This is a genomic window from Aliivibrio friggae, assembly GCF_057368515.1.
Window position 1 is genome coordinate 1945995 of record NZ_CM170648.1, and the last position, 21227, is coordinate 1967221.

Annotated in this window: 20 protein-coding genes; 5 read left to right on the forward strand and 15 right to left on the reverse strand. The window is 40.5% G+C overall.

Going from position 1 to position 21227, the window contains the following annotated elements; all coding sequences use genetic code 11:
* Positions 1–50: 50 nt before the first annotated feature.
* The 4 genes from menB to AC2INI_RS09055 are packed head-to-tail and all read right to left on the reverse strand — an operon-like array spanning position 51 to position 4752.
* Positions 51–917, reverse strand: a complete 867-nt coding sequence (gene menB / locus AC2INI_RS09040; RefSeq protein ID WP_045102455.1) for a 1,4-dihydroxy-2-naphthoyl-CoA synthase — start codon at positions 915–917, stop codon at positions 51–53.
* Between the two features lie 4 nt (positions 918–921).
* On the reverse strand, positions 922–1716 hold the full coding sequence (gene menH / locus AC2INI_RS09045) for a 2-succinyl-6-hydroxy-2,4-cyclohexadiene-1-carboxylate synthase (protein ID WP_486304655.1): 795 nt from the start codon (positions 1714–1716) through the stop codon (positions 922–924).
* Positions 1700–3433: a 2-succinyl-5-enolpyruvyl-6-hydroxy-3-cyclohexene-1-carboxylic-acid synthase gene (gene menD, locus AC2INI_RS09050; RefSeq protein ID WP_486304656.1), complete on the reverse strand. Its 1734-nt coding sequence runs from the start codon at positions 3431–3433 to the stop codon at positions 1700–1702. The genes menH and menD overlap by 17 nt, the downstream gene beginning before the upstream one ends.
* Complete coding sequence (locus tag AC2INI_RS09055) at positions 3430–4752, reverse strand: isochorismate synthase (protein ID WP_122033161.1); 1323 nt, start codon at positions 4750–4752, stop codon at positions 3430–3432. Before AC2INI_RS09055 ends, menD begins: the two co-directional genes overlap by 4 nt.
* Before the next feature lie 382 nt (positions 4753–5134).
* Between AC2INI_RS09055 and AC2INI_RS09060 the strand changes: the two genes are divergently transcribed.
* Complete coding sequence (locus AC2INI_RS09060; RefSeq protein ID WP_045102459.1) at positions 5135–6349, forward strand: pyridoxal phosphate-dependent aminotransferase; 1215 nt, start codon at positions 5135–5137, stop codon at positions 6347–6349.
* An 88-nt stretch (positions 6350–6437) separates the two neighbouring features.
* Here the strand turns inward: AC2INI_RS09060 and AC2INI_RS09065 are convergent, their stop codons facing one another.
* Positions 6438–6974: a dihydrofolate reductase family protein gene (locus AC2INI_RS09065; RefSeq protein ID WP_122033162.1), complete on the reverse strand. Its 537-nt coding sequence runs from the start codon at positions 6972–6974 to the stop codon at positions 6438–6440.
* 25 nt (positions 6975–6999) lie between these two features.
* Positions 7000–7884 (reverse strand): AraC family transcriptional regulator, encoded by an 885-nt coding sequence (locus tag AC2INI_RS09070; protein WP_486304657.1) that lies wholly within the window; start codon positions 7882–7884, stop codon positions 7000–7002.
* A 192-nt stretch (positions 7885–8076) separates the two neighbouring features.
* Here AC2INI_RS09070 and AC2INI_RS09075 point away from each other — a divergent pair, with 192 nt between their 5' ends.
* Entirely contained in the window at positions 8077–9225 is a 1149-nt protein-coding gene (locus AC2INI_RS09075; protein ID WP_486304658.1) for an iron-containing alcohol dehydrogenase, read from the forward strand.
* Positions 9226–9320: 95 nt separating this feature from the next.
* Here AC2INI_RS09075 and AC2INI_RS09080 read toward each other — a convergent pair whose 3' ends face one another.
* A complete protein-coding gene (locus AC2INI_RS09080) occupies positions 9321–10205 on the reverse strand; it encodes a DMT family transporter (RefSeq protein ID WP_486304659.1) in 885 nt (294 codons plus the stop codon).
* 108 nt (positions 10206–10313) lie between these two features.
* Entirely contained in the window at positions 10314–11711 is a 1398-nt protein-coding gene (locus AC2INI_RS09085; RefSeq protein ID WP_486304660.1) for a coniferyl aldehyde dehydrogenase, read from the reverse strand.
* 170 nt (positions 11712–11881) lie between these two features.
* Here AC2INI_RS09085 and AC2INI_RS09090 point away from each other — a divergent pair, with 170 nt between their 5' ends.
* Positions 11882–13228: an anti-phage deoxyguanosine triphosphatase gene (locus AC2INI_RS09090; protein WP_486304661.1), complete on the forward strand. Its 1347-nt coding sequence runs from the start codon at positions 11882–11884 to the stop codon at positions 13226–13228.
* Positions 13229–13262: 34 nt separating this feature from the next.
* On the opposite strand, the gene AC2INI_RS09095 is transcribed toward AC2INI_RS09090, so the two are convergent.
* Positions 13263–13889, reverse strand: coding sequence for a tRNA-uridine aminocarboxypropyltransferase (locus AC2INI_RS09095; RefSeq protein WP_486304662.1), 627 nt, complete (start codon positions 13887–13889; stop codon positions 13263–13265).
* A 14-nt stretch (positions 13890–13903) separates the two neighbouring features.
* Between AC2INI_RS09095 and rrtA the strand changes: the two genes are divergently transcribed.
* Complete coding sequence (gene rrtA, locus AC2INI_RS09100) at positions 13904–14467, forward strand: rhombosortase (protein WP_486304663.1); 564 nt, start codon at positions 13904–13906, stop codon at positions 14465–14467.
* Here the strand turns inward: rrtA and recR are convergent.
* The 6 genes from recR to AC2INI_RS09130 form a co-directional block, all read right to left on the reverse strand.
* A complete protein-coding gene (gene recR, locus AC2INI_RS09105; protein ID WP_486304664.1) occupies positions 14439–15041 on the reverse strand; it encodes a recombination mediator RecR in 603 nt (200 codons plus the stop codon). The two genes, rrtA and recR, sit on opposite strands and share 29 nt — an antisense overlap.
* A 97-nt stretch (positions 15042–15138) precedes the next feature.
* Positions 15139–15474 (reverse strand): YbaB/EbfC family nucleoid-associated protein, encoded by a 336-nt coding sequence (locus AC2INI_RS09110; RefSeq protein WP_122033171.1) that lies wholly within the window; start codon positions 15472–15474, stop codon positions 15139–15141.
* A gap of 104 nt (positions 15475–15578) precedes the next feature.
* Positions 15579–17711 (reverse strand): DNA polymerase III subunit gamma/tau, encoded by a 2133-nt coding sequence (gene dnaX / locus AC2INI_RS09115; protein ID WP_486304665.1) that lies wholly within the window; start codon positions 17709–17711, stop codon positions 15579–15581.
* Positions 17712–17814: 103 nt separating this feature from the next.
* Positions 17815–18360 carry an adenine phosphoribosyltransferase gene (gene apt, locus AC2INI_RS09120; protein ID WP_122033173.1) on the reverse strand — a complete coding sequence of 182 codons (546 nt, stop codon included), beginning with the start codon at positions 18358–18360 and terminating at the stop codon, positions 17815–17817.
* 143 nt (positions 18361–18503) lie between these two features.
* Positions 18504–18902 carry a DUF454 family protein gene (locus AC2INI_RS09125; protein ID WP_486304666.1) on the reverse strand — a complete coding sequence of 133 codons (399 nt, stop codon included), beginning with the start codon at positions 18900–18902 and terminating at the stop codon, positions 18504–18506.
* A gap of 20 nt (positions 18903–18922) precedes the next feature.
* A complete protein-coding gene (locus tag AC2INI_RS09130) occupies positions 18923–20032 on the reverse strand; it encodes a response regulator (RefSeq protein ID WP_486304667.1) in 1110 nt (369 codons plus the stop codon).
* Between the two features lie 255 nt (positions 20033–20287).
* Between AC2INI_RS09130 and AC2INI_RS09135 the strand changes: the two genes are divergently transcribed.
* A complete protein-coding gene (locus tag AC2INI_RS09135; protein ID WP_122033175.1) occupies positions 20288–21163 on the forward strand; it encodes a LysR family transcriptional regulator in 876 nt (291 codons plus the stop codon).
* Positions 21164–21227 lie beyond the last annotated feature (64 nt).

Sequence of the window (21227 nt, forward strand, 5' to 3'; positions counted from 1 at the left end):
AGAGACTCATAAAGAGCCTCTAATACTTAAATCAAATCAGTGATAAATGCTTATGGATTACGAGGGAATTTATCGAAATCAGGGCGACGCTTTTCATTAAAGGCGTTGCGACCTTCTTGGCCTTCTTCTGTCATGTAGAACATCATTGTTGCGTTACCCGCTAACTCTTGAAGGCCTGCTTGACCATCACAGTCCGCATTTAATGCCGCTTTAAGGCAACGTAATGCCATTGGGCTGTGTTGTAGTGTTTCACGACACCAGCGAACTGTTTCTTTTTCTAAATCAGCAACAGGGACAACCGTGTTTACTAGACCCATGTCCAATGCTTCTTGTGCATCATAGAAACGACATAAGAACCAAATTTCACGCGCTTTTTTCTGACCAACGATGCGAGCCATGTAAGAAGCACCCCAACCGCCATCAAAAGAACCCACTTTAGGGCCTGTTTGACCAAATTGTGCGTTCTCAGCCGCAATAGTTAAGTCACACATCATATGCAGAACATGACCACCACCAACCGCATAGCCAGCAACAGCAGCAATAACTGGTTTTGGACACGTACGAATTTGGCGTTGGAAATCCAAGACGTTTAAGTGGTGTGTACCACTGTCATCACGGTAGCCGCCGTAATCGCCACGGATCTTCTGATCACCACCTGAACAGAATGCATCTTCGCCTAAACCGGTAAGAATAATAACGCCAACTTTCTCGTCATAACGAGCATCCGCCAGCGCATCGATCATCTCTTTTACCGTACCAGGACGGAAAGCGTTACGTACTTGTGGACGTGCGATAGTGATTTTCGCGATGCCATCAGCCGATTTATGATATTGAATATCTTCGTATTGAGCCGTGCAATCTGTCCAATCTACTGGAGCGTAAAGTTCTTGTTCTGAAATGCCAACAGTTCTTGCCATGGGTTTATTTCCATTGTTGTAAGAATGTATTAAGTACATGTGTAAAGCGTTCGGGCTGTTCCACATGAGCGTTATGACCGGCCTGAGCAATGATTTGATACGTTAATTGACTTTGCTCAGCCAAGTGTTGAAATTTGTTATCTGCTTCGCCGCAAATATAAAGCATAGGAATGGTGCTACGATGTAAGGCTTCAAGCAAATATGGTTGCTTAGCCAGTGATGTAGATCTCAACATCATCCCAATTGACTTACCAAGGTTATCACTTCTTTTAGCCACTAAAACTTGTCTTTGCTCAGGGTTTAGTGAAGAAAATACCTTTTGTTGATACCAATCGTCTAAAACATCAACAATCGGTTGTTGTTCAAATCGCTCAGCCCATCGAATGTCATTATTCAATCGAGCTTGCTTCTCTTCTTTTGATAGCAAACCAAAATTCCCCCCTTCAATGCACAAGCCACGAAGAGAGATATTACTTGGCAACTCAACACACGCATTCAAATACATAGCAATGCGTCCACCTAAGGAGTAGCCCACAAAAATAAACTCTTGATAAGGACTGCTTTCAAGTTGCTCGACTATCAAGCGACAAGTTTGCTCAAAGCCATGACCCTCAGACACATTAATTAAACGACTATGACCATGACCAGGAAGATCGATTAATAACACTGGGTGAGTTTTCGCTATCGCTGACGCTATCTTTTCCCAATCACCTATTGAGCCTAATAATCCGTGTAAAAATACCACGCAAGGTTGTGCGATATTCTCTTTAGGCTTAATGCATTTAGAATAAAGTGGCATGTTGGATTGTTTGGAATAAACGCGTTAACTCTTCACCAGCTTGTCCTGCTGGGGTGTTAATTTCCACTAAGTGAATACCCTGTTGTAGACCCTCATTAATCATCGACATCGCACAACTTAGTGTTTCTGGCTTATGATAGGCCAAACCAAACATCGCAGCGGCATGACTAAACTCTAATTGGTGAGGCATACGATAGAAATCGTCTTTTTTCTTTTCATCAACAGGCAGCAAATCAAAAATGCCACCACCATCATTATTGATGACCACAATGACGACCGGTTGAGTTGCTTGCTTTAATAATGCTAATGAATTCAAGTCATAAAGTAGAGAGGTATCACCGACTAAAGCCAACAAAGGATTTTGATTTGCTCGTTGAACACCCACTGCTGTTGCGATTAACCCATCAATGCCTGAGGCACCACGATTGGTATACGTGTGTTGTTGATTTAGCTCTCCGGCCATATCTAACAAACGAACAATTAAACTATTACCGATGAACCAATCACATGATTCAGCCTTCTGGCCTATGGTAAGTGCAAAGCTTAATTCTGACAGTGTTTCACTGTGGCATGCCATAGAGCGAGCCAACGCCAACGCATTAAGAGAGGCCACTTTTAAAGACTCACTCCACAATAGAGAAGGTGCGTGGTCAAAGAAGCAATCTCGCTCGGTTAAGCTTTCAGCATGAGTCTGGCACCATGCTGTAATATCTGCACGATAGCGAACATGAGAATGACAACTGGCATCAAGTAGTTCAAAGTGTGGGTCAATCAAGTAGTAATCTTGTTGATATTTATCTAACCATGCACTTAAGCGTTTAGAGACTAGACGTGCACCAAATTGAAGTACACACTCAACATCTGCAAGTAATTCAATACAGGCTGTATTCTGTAGCCATAAATCGTAATGCGCCCACGATGAGTAATAACCTGATTGTGGATCCGCCAATACTGGCCATCCTAATTCTTGCGCTAATTTAGCCGCGGCTTGTGCTTCTTCTAACGTGACGTTACCGATAATCACAATGCCTTTCTTCTGGGCTGTTTTCATCCATTGAGGTGATACGGTCACAACTGAAGAATAACGAGGTTGTTGAATATAGGCTGAGAATGCCTCTTTCCATTCTTGAATAGGCGCAAGATAATCTCGTACAAGATCATTATCTTTCTTGCCATAAAATGGTTCTGGAAAAGGACAGTTAATATGAATGGCACCACCCTGCTCTTGCTGAGCAAAGCAGGCTTGATCTAATCGACTTAATAACCACTGGGCTGGAATATTAATGCTTGGTGATGGCAGTTGGAGAGAATGACAAACATGAGATGAGAATATGCCTTGCTGATTAATCGCTTGATTTGCACCACAGTTAATCAATTCAACGGGGCGATCTGCTGTAAGTAATATTAGCTTCTCTTTGGTTAATCCTGATTCGGCAACCGAAGGCAATAAATTCGCAACCGCCGTTCCTGATGTCACTATCACCGCAACCGCTTCTTTTGAGGCTTTAGCAATACCAAGAGCAAGAAAACCCAATCCACGCTCATCAAAATGAGTATGAATTGATAAATGTTGATGCTCTGAAGCCGCAAGCGTTAATGGTGTCGAGCGAGATCCCGGAGCTATGCAAACATGCTTCACCCCATATCGAACTAACTCTTCAATAATCAACTCAGCCCAAACTTGGTTTAGCGTTACTTGCTGCTCTGGTTGCATCATGCGACTTGCGACTCCTTGATCTCTACACTCACGGTAGGATCCGATTCTAATAAGGTACACAGAGTTGAGGTTTTTTTGTCTAACTCTTCCCATTCACTGCTTGGTTCAGAGCCAGGTACAATTCCTGCCCCTGCAAATAGGTGCAATTTATTACCCATGACTAATGCACTGCGAATAGCGACACAAAATTCGCTGCGTTGCTGACTTAAAAAACCGACAGCGCCACTGTACCAACCACGGGCAAACGGTTCGTTGTCGATAATAAAATCCAACGCCGACATACGAGGCAAACCTGCAATAGCTGCAGTTGGTTGTAAGTTATCTAATAATTGCGAGTCACTGCAATCTGAGTTTATCTCAGCTGAAATTGGGCGTTTGAGGTGCTGTACTTTACGCAATTTTACTAATTCAGACGTTTCAGCGACCTTCATTGAAAGGCTAAATTTAGACAGGCGATTGATAATGTCATCCACCACAAGGCGGTTTTCATATTGGTTTTTCTTATCGCAAATTAACCATGATGCTAATTGATTGTCTTCTTCTTCATCATGTCCACGGCCAATCGTTCCTGCCAATGCTTCTGTTTTTAATGCATAGCCATTACGTACATACAGACGCTCTGGTGTTGAACCAATAAAGCAATGCTCGCTATCTAACGCCATCATAAAATGAAAACTATGGCTGTTCGCTTTGCGACTCGCTTTTAAAAACTGAGCAGATGATAAGTCTTGATCGAGCGTTAATGTCGTTTTACGCGCAAGAACCACTTTCTCAAACTGTTTGTTTGAAATAGCCGTCAGAGCTTTATTGACCATATTAGTCCAATCTGCTTTTTCTGGCGTGTTAATGCGTTGGGTCACCCGACAATGTAATTCAGATAATGAAGAGAAATGCTCGACAAGTTTATCTAGTGTCGATAGTAGACGTGAATTATCGTCTGATAGATTCACCATGATCTGCCAAGAGGAGGCTAAACGGCTGATTTCTACTTGTGGCAAAAAGAAAAAAGACGACATACAACGTCGATTACGTTCAGTACGACCATCAAAAGAACGACCACCCCAGATACGTTGCTGTGGCGCTAACACTTTTTGTGCAGCACCTGGATCAGTAAATGTCTTCACTTGCCCTACGACCGCAACTTCTTCTTGGCCATCTCGAGATTGCCAATAAAACTTAGGGTATACAGGTTGAGCTTCTAACCAGTCAATCAGTTGTTCGCCAATAGACCAATCCAATTCAAGACAGATAGTATGGGATGACGTTGCCTGCGTAATTTGATGACGAATCGATTCAATGGCATTTTGAAAAGTGGACAAATTAACCTCTCTTGATCGTTTTCAGCCATCATGGCAACCGTATTGCACAAGCGGTATTGCTTGCTATTTCCTTGTATGAACTAGTTATTCTAGCAAAAGGTTTGAAAATAAAAAATAATTCACATCAATTGTATGTCTAAAAAATAAAACTATTATCAAATTTTGCTTATTTATGTAAATCTAAAACAATGTGAATTTTCCTTAATTGCACATATATCAACCAATGCTGCTCATTATCAAAAGAAATGGCAAAAGCCTCTTTCTCAGTAGTAAATATTGCTGATGCGAATTTTGCGTGATTATTTTCTAAAAATTGTTTCTCAGTCCCCTAGAAATAGTGTAATTTGAGTCTATAACGTATTTTTTTCATCAGGGTTTCACCATGCAAAATATTGGAATGTCATCAAAACTTAGCAGTGTATGCTACGACATCCGTGGTCCAGTTCTTAAACATGCTAAAAGAATGGAAGAAGAAGGCCACAAAATTCTTAAACTAAACATTGGGAATCCCGCCCCATTTGGCTTTGACGCCCCTGATGAAATCCTAGTTGATGTGATTAAAAACCTGCCAACGTCGCAAGGTTACTGTGATTCAAAAGGCATCTACTCTGCTCGTAAAGCGGTAGTTCAGCATTATCAACGTCGTGGTCTATTAGATTTAGATGTAGAAGATGTCTACATCGGTAATGGTGCTTCAGAGCTTATCGTAATGGCAATGCAGGCGTTATTGAACAATGGCGATGAAATGCTAGTACCTGCACCTGACTATCCATTATGGACGGCATCAGTAGCACTTTCTGGTGGTAAGCCAGTTCATTACCTATGTGATGAAGGTGCAGATTGGTACCCAGATCTTGACGATATCAAAAAGAAAATCACACCGAATACTAAAGGTATTGTACTAATCAACCCGAACAACCCAACGGGTGCTGTATATAGTCGTGATTTCTTATTACAAGTGGTTGAGATTGCACGCCAAAATAACCTAATCATCTTTGCTGATGAAATTTATGACAAAGTACTTTATGACGGTGCAGTTCATACAACATTAGCAACACTAGCTCCCGATCTTTTAACTGTAACGTTTAACGGTCTATCGAAAGCGTACCGTGTGTGTGGTTTCCGTGGTGGCTGGATGTTCTTGAATGGTCCTAAAGATCACGCTCAAGGCTATATTGCCGGTTTAGATATGCTGGCTTCAATGCGTTTGTGTGCCAACGTGCCAATGCAACACGCGATTCAAACTGCACTAGGTGGTTATCAAAGTATTAATGAGCTTCTGCTTCCGGGTGGGCGTTTATTAGAGCAACGTGACAAAGCGTATGACTTAATTACTCAAATCCCAGGCGTAAGTTGTGTGAAGCCAAAGGGGGCAATGTACTTATTCCCTAAACTTGATCCTAAGATGTACAAGATTAAAGATGATCAGAAGTTTGTTCTAGATTTCTTAATCAAGGAAAAAGTGCTGTTAGTTCAAGGCACTGGCTTTAACTGGCCAAAACCCGATCACTTCCGCATCGTAACACTGCCTCGTGTTGACGATTTAGAAACGGCAATTGGTCGTCTAGAGCGCTTCTTACATACTTATAAGCAGTAATTGATCTAATCTCAATCACGCGAATATAAAATGAAAAATAGAGCCTGCTGAATTTGCAGGCTTTTTTATATTTAAAAAACAGTGAACACTATGAACGCTGACGTACAAATTGATTTTGAACAATTGAGTCCAAAAATATCTCACTTTTTATGCATTTAAAGTCTATTGATGCCTCTAAATCACCAAACAGTGACGAACCACCACCTAAAAGTACTGGAATCGTGGTAATAATCATCTCATCAATCAGATCTTCTTTTAAGAAATTTTGAATCGTAACTCCGCCATCAATATACAAATTCATAAATCCTTTTGCATGGATTTGATCTAATACTTCTTTCAATGGGCCTTTTACTAAAAAGATTTTATCTTCATAGCCATCAGGTACTGAAGTCATCGTGTTGCTCAATACAAAAACAGGTTTTGAATAAGGCCAATCGATACCAAAGCTCAATACCATATCTAACGTATTACGCCCCATCACTAACGCATCAATACTAGCTACATGCTTAGCATAACCCATGTCATTACCTTCTGGATTAGGGATCGCATGTAACCAATCTAATCCCCCATTTTTATCCGCGATATATCCGTCTAGGCTTGTTGCTATAAATACGACATTTGACATATTTGAATTCTCTATTTTATTAAAACTAAGCGACACACCCTTTAGGCGTCATATTAAAATGGCGTTTAAACTCTCGGCTAAATTGTGATGTACTGGTATAGCCTACAGAGTGAGCAGCATCATTAACACGTCGACCTTCTAGTTGAATCAACTCTTTGGCTTTATTCAAACGCACTTTTTTCAAATATTGTAACGGAGACTCTAACGTGACTTTACGAAACGCCGAATGAAACGCAGACACGCTCATATTGGCTTCTTCAGCTAAGTTTTGTACTGTTAATCCATCCGCATAAGATTGGTGCATTTTATTCATCGCTTTAGCGACTCTGGCATACTGGCCATCATGATGTGCTAAATTAAATAATACATGCCCTTCTGTTCCAGTCAGTACTCGATAGACAATTTCATTTAATAAAGACTCACCTAATAATTTCGTATCGAGATCGCTATGTAGTGCCAGCATCAAGCGCTTACAACTATCAAGCATGTCATCAGCCATTTTAACTGATGTAAGGCCAAAGCCATCTTGATTTGATTTTACGAGCGCTTGAAAATTAGCTGCCTCTAGTTCATTAACCAGACGATGAAGTAAGGTTGAATCAACATTGATCGTTAAACCAAGTAATGGACTATCATCTTCAGGAAAGGCTTCACATTCTAGTGGCATTGGCACACCGACAACCAGATAATCATCAGGTCCATAATGCACAGGCTGATTACCAATATGTATGTGTTTATGCCCTTTACCCATCACAATAATTCCCGATTGATAAACAAACGGCTGTCGTTGATTTCCTTTACTACTACGGTAAAACCACACGTTTGGGATTGCAGTTTCTCTTATACCTTCCAGATCATTAAAACCATAACGATCGGCATAGCTTTGCATTAAGTCACCAAGAGAATTCATCAGCGTTCCTTTATCTAATCAAGATCACATCTATTACTTTATTTTTTGAAAATACAGTCAATTGTAGAAATAGGCAATAAAAATCCATAAATTCACCTTACAAAAGCAACAACCCAAGACTAATATGCACTTATTGAAATAATAAGTTCTAAAAAATAGAACATCACCTTTTGGAAGAAATGAGGTAAAGCAATGAAATTCTCTTACGTTAACCCGACACAAATCCATTTTGGCCAAGGTCAAATTGCAGCAATCGCTACATCTATTCCACAAGATCAAAAAGTATTAGTGATTTATGGTGGTGGTTCAATTAAAACAAACGGTGTTTATGACCAAGTAGTTACTGCACTTTCTGACCATTCTTGGATTGAGTTTTCAGGCGTTGAGCCAAACCCAACGGTTGAAACATTAGATAAAGCAGTTGCTATCGCAAAAGCAGAAAAGGTTGATTATATTCTTGCTGTGGGTGGTGGATCAGTTATTGATGGTTCAAAATACGTTGCAGCTGCAACAAAGTACGACGGTAACGGTTGGGATATCCTAATTGGGCAGCACACTGTGACAGAAGCGGTGCCACTAGGCGCGATTTTAACGCTACCAGCAACAGGCTCTGAGTCTAACTCTGGTGCGGTAATTACTCAAAAATCGACACAAACTAAACTGCCTTTCATGGCAGCGGCAGTACAACCTAAATTTGCGGTTCTTGATCCTGATTCAATGAAAACACTACCAGAGCGCCAACTAACAAATGGTTTAGTCGATGCTTGGGTTCATACCTGTGAGCAATACCTAACGATGCCTGCTGGTGCAATGGTTCAAGATGGTTACGCAGAAACTCTACTTCGTAATTTATTAGTTCTTGGTGAGCAATACGACAACCGTGATAATAACGAATGGCGTTCAAACCTAATGTGGACAGCAAACCAAGCTTTAAACGGCCTTATTGGTACTGGTGTTCCTCACGATTGGGCAACACACATGATTGGTCACGAACTGACAGCGCTTTATCATGTTGATCACGCTCGTTCTTTATCTATCATTCAGCCATCTTTACTTCGTAACCAAATCGAAGCAAAACGCGCGAAACTAGAACAAATGGGTAAAAACGTCTTTGGTTTAGAGGCTTCTGATGATTTAGCAGAGCGCACAATCATTGAAATCGAAACGTTCTACCATAGCCTGAATTCTCCAACAGAGCTAACTGAGCACGGCGATGATAAAGCAGCAGCCATTGATGCGATCATCAAACAACTTGAAGCTCATGGCATGGTTGCTCTAGGCGAACATCAAGCGATTACCCTTAAGGTATCTCGTGAAATCCTAGAAGACGCAGTGAAGTAATATTATACCAATCGTAGAAAATAAAAAGCCGATTTAGCATACAGTAATGCTGAGTCGGCTTTTCTTATTCTTAATGGATTTAAATAATAAATAGATTACTTAATCACTGCCTTCTTTCTACGCTCCCACTGCGTAATAAACGCAACAGAAGCAATAATTATTGCAGCACCTAACCACAAACGTCCTGGTGGTGCCCATCCAAATACGACCCAACCCGCTAATACATTCAATGGTAACTTAGCATGATCAAACGGTTGCACAAACGACGCATCAGCAACAGCGTATGCTTTTACGATAGCCCATTGAGCCAATGCCGTCATAACACCTGCACCAAATAATAATAACCACACATTCATGCCGCTTGGTGTTTGCCAATCTGGTAACGCCAGTAAGATATTAAATGGAGTGATAAGAACCAAAAGATAAACCACCATGGTTGATGGTGAATCATTTGCCGACATTTTCTTAACCATTAGTGAATAACACGCCCAAAAGAACGCCGCGCCAACCGGCAATAAGGTTGCCCATGTAAAGCTATCTGCCCATGGTTCAAGAATGATCATCGCTCCAACAAAACCAGCTAGTGTTGCACACCAGCGAGCCGCTCCCACTTTCTCTTTTAAGAATAAGCCAGAGCCAATAGTCGCGAATAAAGGAGAGGTCATTAACAGTGCGATGCCTTGCCAAATTGGAACTGGATACGCCAGCGCCCACAACCAAAGTTGGATACCAATTACGGATAAGAATACACGCAACGCATGCATGCCAAAATGTTCCGTTCGAAGAGAATTACGCAACCCTAATGTGCGTAAATAAGGCAAGATGACGATCAACGCAATCCCATATTGAACTAAAGCAACCATCGTTGATGGAAGACCAAAGTTCATACTGACATATTGAGCAATACTGTTAACAATCGCAAAGGCAAGGCCTGCGGTTAACATCCAAGAAGCGCCTTGGACTGGTTGATGCTGAGACATAAAGAGCAATTCACATTAAAAAAAGGAAACAAATCATACGACTGTTCCCCTCTTTTGCCAACCGCTAAGCCCTAACAATCACGTATAAACAGAGCTTATTAGTAATGATTAGCTCATAAACTTACGACTTAGGATTTTTAGCATCCATTTTTTGTGTTTTAACAGCAATCTTGCTCTTGGCAACCAATTTGGTGTGTTTAATATTGTTTTAGCATGAGAGAACGTTCGAAAGCCCTCAATACCATGATAGCTCCCCATACCTGAATCTCCGATCCCCCCAAAAGGCGCATCATCGGCAGCTACATGCATAATGGTGTCATTAATTGCCAATCCACCACTGTGTGTTTTCTGGCTAATGTCTTTAACTAATTTTTTATCTAATGACATAATATAAAGCGCTAATGGTCGCGGACGAGCCTGAATATAACTCAAGGCTTCTTCTATATCGTCATAGCCAATAATCGGCAAAATCGGACCAAAAATTTCTTCCTGCATAACCCGCATATCTTCTGTTACGTTTGTAATCAAATGGGGGAAAAACGAACGGCCTTGCTGATCCTCCATCTCCCCAATCGTGGTGATCTTCGCTCCTTTCTCTTGTGCATCATCAAGATAAGCCTTTAAACGATCGTATTGAGCTTGGTTAATAATATGACTGTACTCTCGTCGCCCTTTTTTCTCAGGAAAAGCCTGTAAAAAACGTTGGGTATAAAGCGAAATAAATTTATCCACCTTATCTTTTGGCACAAACACATAATCAGGCGCTACGCATATTTGCCCAGCATTCATTGATTTACCAAGCATAATGGCATCAACCGCAGAAACTAAATCGGCATCTTCTGCGATGATCACTGGCGATTTTCCACCTAGTTCAAGAGTCACTGGCGTAAGATTTTTAGCCGCGGCGCTAGCAACTAATTTCCCGACCTGAGTAGAGCCCGTAAACAGCAGATGATTAAAAGGCAATTGGGAAAATTCAGCGGCAATGTCACTTTCCCCTTCTATAATACAAACATGCTTCGAGAGATCCGAAAATATCCGACGAAGTATTTGATTTGTTTCAGGGGTGTATTCACTCAACTTCACCATGACACGGTTTCCCGCAGCTATCGCTGTCACAATTGGAGCAATACTTAAATATATCGGAAAGTTCCACGGAACAATCACACCAACCACGCCTAGCGGTTGATAACAAACAGAAACCTTAGAGGGAGAAAGCAGTAAGCCTGCATGACGCTTTTTTATTTTAAGCCATTTAGATAATTGCTTACGCGTATAATTGATGTGTTGAATAGAAGGCATTAAATCACAAATGGTGGAATCGAAATGACTTCGAAAACCATAATCATTTTCTAATGCAGATACCAAAGCGCCTTTTTCAGCTAAAAGTGCCGTTTTTAACCCGTTCAATAACGCGAGTCGATCATCCTTTGAAGGATAAGGCGAGGCTTGATAGGCTTGTTGCAGCTGTTCAAATTCATCCGATAAATTAACGACACTACTCATGAGCTTATTCCATTCAGCAAAGTGAATCTTATTATAGCAATCCATCTTCATGAACTAAATAACACTAATTTAAGCGTGTGTTCTTGCTCTCTTTTTCAAATAACTCATTGATCTTTTTGTAACAAAGCTGTAATGATATATCAGTAGCAATAACTTCGAGAACAACAATAATGAATAAACCAATCGATATTACGTTATCCCAACACTGGGAAGATCGCATCAGTAACGAACAGAAGTTACGTCGTAATGATCAGCGCAGCGTTTTTCAACGAGATCGTGCTCGTATTCTCCACTCTGCCGCTTTTCGTCGCCTTCAAGCAAAAACTCAAGTTCATGGTCCCGGTAGTGCCAATGATTTTTATCGCACCCGCTTAACTCATTCCTTAGAGGTATCACAAATAGGAACGGGGGTAGTTGCTCAGCTTAAATTAAGACAACCGGAATTTCGCAATCTATTAACCTCTACCAGTTTGATGGAGAGTATCTGTTTAGCTCATGATATCGGCCATCCTCCTTTTGGGCACGGTGGGGAAATTGCACTTAATTATATGATGCGTGATCACGGTGGCTTTGAAGGCAATGGCCAAACTTTGCGAATTTTAAGTAAGTTAGAACCTTATACTGAACATTTCGGTATGAACTTAGCAAGAAGAACCCTACTTGGTGTTTTAAAGTACCCCGCTTTCTTAGATCAGGTTCATTCAAGTTACCGACCTGAGCCTGTGACTAATTTGCGACACTTAAAATCGATTGAATGGCATCCACCTAAAGGTATTTATCGTGATGATACTCAGATCCTAGATTGGATTTTGGCTCCATTATCAGAGCACGATAGAACCCTGTTATCTACGCTTCGCTTCCAAAAAGAAAATGACAACGCGCATCGTAAAACACGCTTTAAATCTATTGATTGCTCTATTATGGAGTTGGCGGATGATATTGCTTATGGTGTTCATGACTTAGAAGATGCGATAGTGATGGGAATTGTCACTCGTAATCAGTGGCAAGAATCAGTAGCCAGTAAGCTTGCAGACTGCGGTGATGAATGGTTTGAAGAAAATATTGAAACCATCAGTGATAAATTATTTTCTGGTCTTCAATATCAACGTAAAGATGGGATTGGCAGCATCGTAAATGCCCTGTTGACGTCAATTAGCATTAAAAAAACCACCTTTGAAGAAGAGCCTGAATTCGAATCAGAATTATTGCGTTGGAATGCATATTTAAGCCCACCAATGACCTATGCGTTAGATATTCTGAAAAAATTTGTTGGCCAATACGTAATACATAATTCTGAAATGCAGCGAATTGAATACAAAGGCCAGCAAATTGTGATGGAGATTTTTGATGCGCTTAATTCAGATCCTGAGCGTTTATTGCCTGAAAATGATAAACGAGAGTGGCAAGAGGCTATCGCTTCTGGGGGGAATGCGCATCGAGTCATAGCTGATTATATCGCAGGCATGACCGATGGCTATGCCCAGCGTTTATATAATCAGCTATTTGTTCCTATTTGACCGAATACTAATCCAATACTAAGAGATAAAAGAACTACTCTGAACGGTAGTTCTTTTGGTATACCCCTTCAGGCATTTGGCTAATATGAAATTCAATCATGTTATCGAATGCCGTTAGAATCGAACCAAATTTGTCCAACTCTTTAGTTTCGGCTGACTCACCATCAAGCTGGCTTAATACATGATACCCAGCTTCTGCCGTTGATAAGGCATTGTCTTTTGGCGCTTTTCGAACACGATAGTTACCAGATAACTCGGTATCAAGATGTACTTTTGGTAATGAATGCAGATTCGTCGAAAGCTGCCACATTTTATAAGCTTTCTTCCATGTTCCATCCAGTAAAATCACACGTTGTTTCTGCTTTGTCTGATTTGAGGACGATGAAATTGCCTGACTGGTGCCATCTAAAAACAACACTTGATGTTGGTATTGTTCGTCGGCCAATAGAGTATTTAGCTCTGTGTGGTCTGTGAAATTTTCACCGATAAAAGTGCGGCAATTTACCAAACTTAACGATAAGATCTTTGCTGTTCCCAATGGTCGCTTAGCTTCTGTGGAATGCTGTAGTATGATGAGTTCAACCTCAGTAGAGATCGGTGTTATCCACTCACAGATACACGCTTTTTTTGTTTTTAGACATTGAAGACAGAATCGAATCACAAGGAACCTTTGATTTGTTTAAATTACTCTTTCCCATTTTAGTCGTGCTTGGTCTTGCACAACTGACTCCGGTATCAGATTTTTTTGTTTGGGACAGAAGCTTAATTCAACAAGGGGAAATTTGGCGATTAATAACAGGTAACTTTACCCATACTAACCTTCCTCACTTAATGATCAACGCAGCTGCTTTAACTGTATTTTGTTTTATTTTTAAGGATATTTTAAACCCTAAAAAGTTATGGCTATTACTGCTCTCTATCAGTTTGCTGACAGGATCGTTTTTATTGCTTTCACCCATGCAATCTTATGTCGGATTATCGGGTGTGTTACACGGTTTATTTATCTGGGCAGCCATTGAAGACATTAAACATCAACGCAATACTGGTTGGCTATTATTAATCGGTGTACTGGCTAAAATAGCTTGGGAGCAATACTTTGGAGCAAGTACTTCCACCATTTCTCTTATCAATGCAAAAGTCGCCACCGAAGCCCATCTTATTGGAGCACTTAGTGGTGGAATGCTCCAATTAGTCAGTCATCTTTTAATGCTTAATAAAGCTTCTGACGTCCCAAAATAGAGTGAGATAACGTCGTACCATCCACTAATTCGAGCTCTCCTCCCATAGGGACACCATGAGCAATTCGACTTGCTGATACTTTGTGTTCTTGACATATTTCAGCAATGTAATGTGCTGTTGCTTCCCCTTCAACGGTTGGGTTTGTTGCAAGAATCACTTCTTTAATATCCCCACGGCCTAAGCGGTAGTCAAGTAAATCTAGCCCTATATCACTTGGCCCAATACCATCAAGAGGAGATAAATGCCCCATTAAAACAAAATAACGTCCAGAGAATTGCCCCGTAGCTTCAACGGCAACAATATCAGCAGGACTTTCAACAATGCATAGCTCTCCACTGACCTGACGTTTTGGATTTAAACAGATCGCACACGTCTCTTCTTCAGTAAACGTTCGGCACTCTGAACAATGACCGATTTCAGACATCGCACGAGACAGAGAATCGGCTAATTGCATTCCCCCTTGACGATTACGTTGTAAAAGATGAAATGCCATTCGTTGAGCTGATTTCGGGCCAACCCCTGGGAGACATCGTAACGATTCCATTAATTGTTCTAATAGACCACTGGTACGCATAGTTTTTATATTCCAGAAAAGAAAAAGGCAGCCACTTAGCCGCCTAATTTACCAAGATAAATCGTAATCTATCCTAATATTTATTATCTAAGAAAACTTAGAATGGCATTTTAAAACCCGGTGGCATTTGCATTCCACCTGTAACACCAGCCATTTTTTCTTTTTGTGTTTCTTCAATACGACGAGACGCATCATTGAACGCTGCAGCGATCAAATCTTCTAGCATGTCTTTTTCGTCTTCTTCCATTAGGCTTGGATCGATTTCAACACGACGCACACTGTGAGAACCAGTGATGGTTACTTTAACAAGGCCTGCACCTGATTCACCAGTCACTTCTGTGTTTGCGATTTCTTCTTGTACTTTCTGCATGCGATCTTGCATTTGCTGGGCTTGCTTCATCAAGTTGCCCATGCCGCCTTTTCCACCGAACATAATTATTCTCTCTTAAGTTTACTTCTCTATTATTAAGAAAATGGGGATGAATATTGCAATTTCAACCCATCGGAATATTTTACTTTAGATTGCGTGAGCGACGTTTAAATCGGTCTTACGCTCTCTTGATCTATTTCTGCACCAAATCTCTGCATAAAGAAATTTACGTGCGGATCTTGTTGTAGGCTTTGGTACGCCGTCTGTAATTTTGTTTGGTACATTTGTTCGCGTAACTCTAAAGGTGTCGTTCCTTCAGTGCTGATATCAATTGATACGTTGACGTCTTTATTTAACGCCTGACTCAACGCTTGCGTAATCAATTCATTGGCTTTGTCACCATTTAAATGTGATTGTTCCGCTCTCAAATGTAACGCTATTTGATTATCTTGCTCAACAAAAGAAGAGTTTAAGACCAATTGTTGAATAAGCTTTGGTAATGTTGTTAATGACATTGCCAATGCTGACCATGGATCTTGCTTTGATGATTCGTCCACCAATAGCTGCACCATCTCCGGTGTTTTCTCATGCTCTAACGCTTGTTTTAACTTGGTTGGCGTAATATCACTTGCTACCTTTTTAACTTCAGGCTGCATTGATTTCCAACGATAAGGTTCTTCTGGTTTCTTCTCTTGTGCTGCTGAGTTTCCAATTTGCGACACCTGAGTACGAGGCGCTAAATGTTGCTTCTCAGCAATACGTTCTAGCACTGAACTCGTTTTTTTCTTATCGGATGCCGCACTAGACTTTTTTGAGCCAGTACCATTGTTTGTGTTAGCTAAATTATTTTTTGCACTGCGTAACTGATTACGAACGCCTAGCAAACCACTTTTTGGTGGTGTCACAGGGGCTTGCTGTGCTGTCTGTGGTTGTTCCTGCATTACTTGATGCGGAGTTCCCATCGGTGGAGCATCATACACTGGTGGCTGCTCTGACTGCGCTGGTGGCACATATTGATTCTGTGCGTATTCTTGTTGCGGTGGTTGAGCAACTTGAGGTGCCTGACGCTGTGCTGGCGTTTGAGGTCTCATTGCTGCTTGATTTTGATTCACCGGTGCCGTTGGTTGCTGTCTTAATACAGGAGCCGCTGTTGTTTGCGCCGCTTGAGGCTCTGTAGCTGGTACTGCGACAGGTTGAGCATCTAGCTGTTGTGCATGAACAGGACGAAACGCGACCATTCTTAACAACATCATTTCAACGCCTGTTTTTTCCGTTGGCGCTAACGATAAATCTTTACGACTCTGTAGGGCAATTTGATAAAAAAGCTGTACTTCTTGTGGTGATAACTGGCCACTTAATAGATCAATACGCTCTGCATCTGGTTGAGATTTATCCAAGGTTGCTGGCAATGCTTGATACATGGCTAATTTATGCAATTGATTAGCGATTTCTTTTGCTAATCCATCCCACTCAATTCCCATATCAGCGAGATCATTCACACAGCTCATTAGTGTCTGCATGTTTTTGGTGCTAATCGCTTCTAAAATGCGAACGGCTTGATCGGTATCTAGTGTCCCTAACATCGCAGAAACGATATCAGTAGTAACAGAACCATTACCCAGTGCAATCGCTTGGTCAGTCAAACTCAGCGCATCACGCATACTGCCATCGGCAGCGTGTGCAATAAGTCCTAGCGCTCTCGCATCTTTGGTCACTTCTTCTTTATCTAAAACAAAATCAAGTTGTTCATGAATTTGATCAACGCTGATGTGTTTTAAATGGAACTGCAAACAACGAGATAAAATCGTCACAGGTAATTTCTGTGGATCGGTCGTTGCTAATAAGAATTTGACGTATTCTGGCGGCTCTTCCAATGTTTTTAATAACGCATTGAAACTGTGGCGCGACAGCATATGAACTTCATCGATCAAGTAAACCTTAAAGCGACCACGCGCAGGTTTGTATTGAACATTATCAAGTAGCTCACGTGTATCTTCTACCTTGGTTCTAGAAGCCGCATCGATCTCAAGTAAATCAACGAAACGTCCTTCGTCAATTTCTTTACAGGTAGAACACACACCACATGGCGTCGATGTGATCCCTTCTTCACAGTTCAGCCCTTTTGCGAACAAACGTGCAATGGTGGTTTTACCCACACCACGAGTCCCGCTAAATAAGTAAGCGTGATGAAGTCGATTATGGTCAAGTGCGTTTTCCAACGCCGTAAGCACGTGAGGTTGGCCTACCACATCTTTAAAATGATGTGGACGCCACTTACGCGCCAGAACTTGATAGCTCATAGAATACAGCCCAAAATAAAATAGATCTAAATCGTAGCACAGCAAAAAAATGAGATCTCCCTTGATAGAGAGATCTCACTCAATTTATTGTGTATATGAAGAATTAGTGACCAGCAAACTCACAAATGCTGTACACGTTTAAACCTAGACCTTCTAAACGAGTTTGACCACCGATTTCTGGTAGGTTAATAACAAACGCGGCATGCTCAACATCACCACCAAGTTGACGGATCAGTTTCACTGTTGCTTCAATCGTACCGCCAGTTGCTAGTAGATCATCTACTACTAATACTTTATCGCCTTCAACAATCGCATCAGTATGGATTTCTAACGTATCAGTACCGTATTCAAGATCATACGTTTGTGCAATTGTTGGACGAGGTAACTTTCCTGGTTTACGAACAGGAATAAAACCGACACCTAATTCTAATGCTAATGGTGCGCCAAATAAGAAGCCACGAGCTTCAGTACCAACGATCTTAGTGAAACCGCCTTGCTTATATTTTTCTACAAGTAGCTGGATAGTCGCTTGGTATGCTTTTGGGTCTTCCATTAAGCTTGTTACATCACGAAACATGATGCCAGCTTTTGGGTAATCAGGAATAGATTTGATGCTGTTTTTAATCAGCTCTAGTGTTTCTGTCGACATGATTTTGTCCTACTCTGCCAAAATATGGCATTAAAATAAATTAACCGACTTATGTTATTCACTTTCTTTGCCGTGAGCAAGTATTACCCGTCGAGATGAGTTGTCGATCAAATCCCGATTAATCTTCACGATTCATTGAAAAATTAAGAGCTTGGAATAGTTGAGAACCAGTAAAGAAGTATAATTGCCAATACAAGCAACAGAACTTTTACCCACACGATTGGCGCTAAACTGATTGATATAATAAAACTCACAACAATCATAAATTGTGCTTTCTTTTTTATGGAGGCTTTAATAGTTTTACGATCTTGCCATTCAACAATAGGAGGGCCAAGAGAGGAATGTGTTAATAACCAATTATTCATACGTGGAGAAGCACGCATGAACCCTGCGCTCGCTAATAATAAAAAAGGTGTGGTCGGTAATAGGGGAAGGAATATACCGATAATTCCTAAGATTAACGCAATACTTGCCAAAATAAACCAAAATGCTTTATGTGAAAAATGCAAATTACTGTCTCTACATATACTGGATAACTTCATTTTTACGCTATCTGCATACATTAATCAACAGAGGTAGAACTCAACTCTAATTTAAAGCTACTACAGCCTAAATTATTTAATAACAATCGATTACGTTGCATGATCGGAAAGCGATGTACCTTATTTTTTGCAGCATTTAGCACTAACTGTTCACCTGCATGCAAAATATGTCGCTCTCTCTTATTTTCCCATACAGCGTCTAATCCTGCGGATAAAATAAATAAAGCTTCGTCTGCCAGATCAACGTAACCAAAAATAGCTGACATCGGCTGTGCATTATCTATTGTTACCATCCCTTTTTCTATTGATTCCAACATACTTGGAAGTGTATTTAATGAGATATTTTGATCTCGTATAAAATCATTAAAAAATGCTCGGATCAATAAACAAGAAACGACACTGCTCTCACCACCAGTATTAGAATCCACCAAATAGAAAAATAAACGACCATCTAATAACCATTCGTAATCAAAGATTAATGGCATGCCGTCAGTTGATTGAAGAAGACGATAGCCAAGTTTCCAATCACCATGCTGAGCATCACTCTCTGGCAACAGCTCAAATAATAATTCTCGTCCAACATTTGGTTCTTTTTGTAAATAATCTAAATGCCAGTGCAATTCATCATTACAACTTCTATCCATTTCTGATGTTCTAAACCATTGACTCGAAAAGTCCTGCATTCGATAAGAACTCTCTTCACTTAACTTCAATGCCGATGCTAATGATTTAATAAGAATAGAGACATCCGTGATAGGTTTTACTAAAAAGTCTTTTGCTCCTAAACGTAATACTTTGGCTACATCCTGCATATCACCACTGCCTGAGATAACAATGATAGGTAACATTGGGTACTCGAGAACCGCCTCTTCAACGAATTCAATGCCATTTAAAATCGGCATTGCTAAGTCACACAGCAGAACATCGGGCAACGAATGTTGTAGCATTTGTAAGCCTTCTAATCCATTACTCGCTTCTTTGACATTACATGAATAGCTTTCTAAAACGGCTCTGACGATTGAACGAAACGTTGGGTCATCATCTACAATTAAGACATCTTTATTCAATAATAGATCTTCTACTGGTACTTTATTTTCACGCACTCTTTTTTTACATTGCTCTACCGACATACGACTACCCTCTGCACGTTCCCTTGGCGAATAATGAATAATTCCCTTACTATTTAATTTATCACTCAGAATAAATTTAGTTCGAGATCAGGTTGAGTACAAATATTTTTCAATAAGATTGTTAATAAGTGTAAGCTTAAGCGCTTATGTGGACTTTTATTTATAAAATTTCACTTTAGTTGACTTATAACAACACGTACCTTAGGGTTTTAGTTACACTTTAGCGCTAGAAAAAACAGAGAGTATCTCAATATAATGAAATTAGATGATTTAAATTTGTTTCGACAGGTGGTCGATAATGGCAGTTACACTGCTGCCTCAAGAAAGACACTGATCCCTGTAGCGACAATTACTCGTCGGATTCAAGCTTTAGAAGATTCTTTAGATATTCGCTTACTCAATCGCCATGCTCGCAAACTATCATTAACAGAGTCGGGACAGAAATTTTACGATGAATGCGCCCCAATTTTAGCGACTTTAGTTAATATGAGTGAATGCTTAGGTGAAGAGTGTCGCGGAGCGGCTGGTAAGCTCAAAATCGCTGCGCCCTCTAATCTCACAAAACGCATGATCCAACCGATATTAAATAAGTTCATGTTACTCTACCCAAACATTGATATTAACTTAACAATGAGCAATCAACCGGAGCAACTTGATCCTACTGATTGGGATATCATTTTTAGAGTAGGAAGACAGCGTGACTCTTCACTTATTGCCCGTCAAATTGGCTCTTTAGAAGATATTTTGGTTGCTAGCCCTGCTTATTTAGAGGCGAATTCAGAGCCGAGTCATGCTCAAGAACTTCATAAACATAGCTTATTAAAAGGCCACCCATTAATGCGTTGGCGCTTAACAAATGGTGAAGGTGAATCGGTTACGATTACTGACGCTGGTCGCTTTGAAGCAAGTGAATTGAATGTTATTCGAATGGCTTGTTCTGATGGCTTGGGGATCACATTAATGCCAGACATCATGATCAGTCGTTATATTGCTGATGGTTCTCTAGTGCGTGTTCTTAAAAATTGGTCTGCTAACCCTAGAGACATTTATATGATCTACAATCATAAAGATCATCAACCAGAAAAAGTTCGTCTCTTTATTGATTTCGTAAGTAACCATATTGCCGAGTGATACGCATTTAGTTTTGTCTAAAAGAATGATCAAAAAAGCCTGTAAATATCACAGGCTTTTTTAT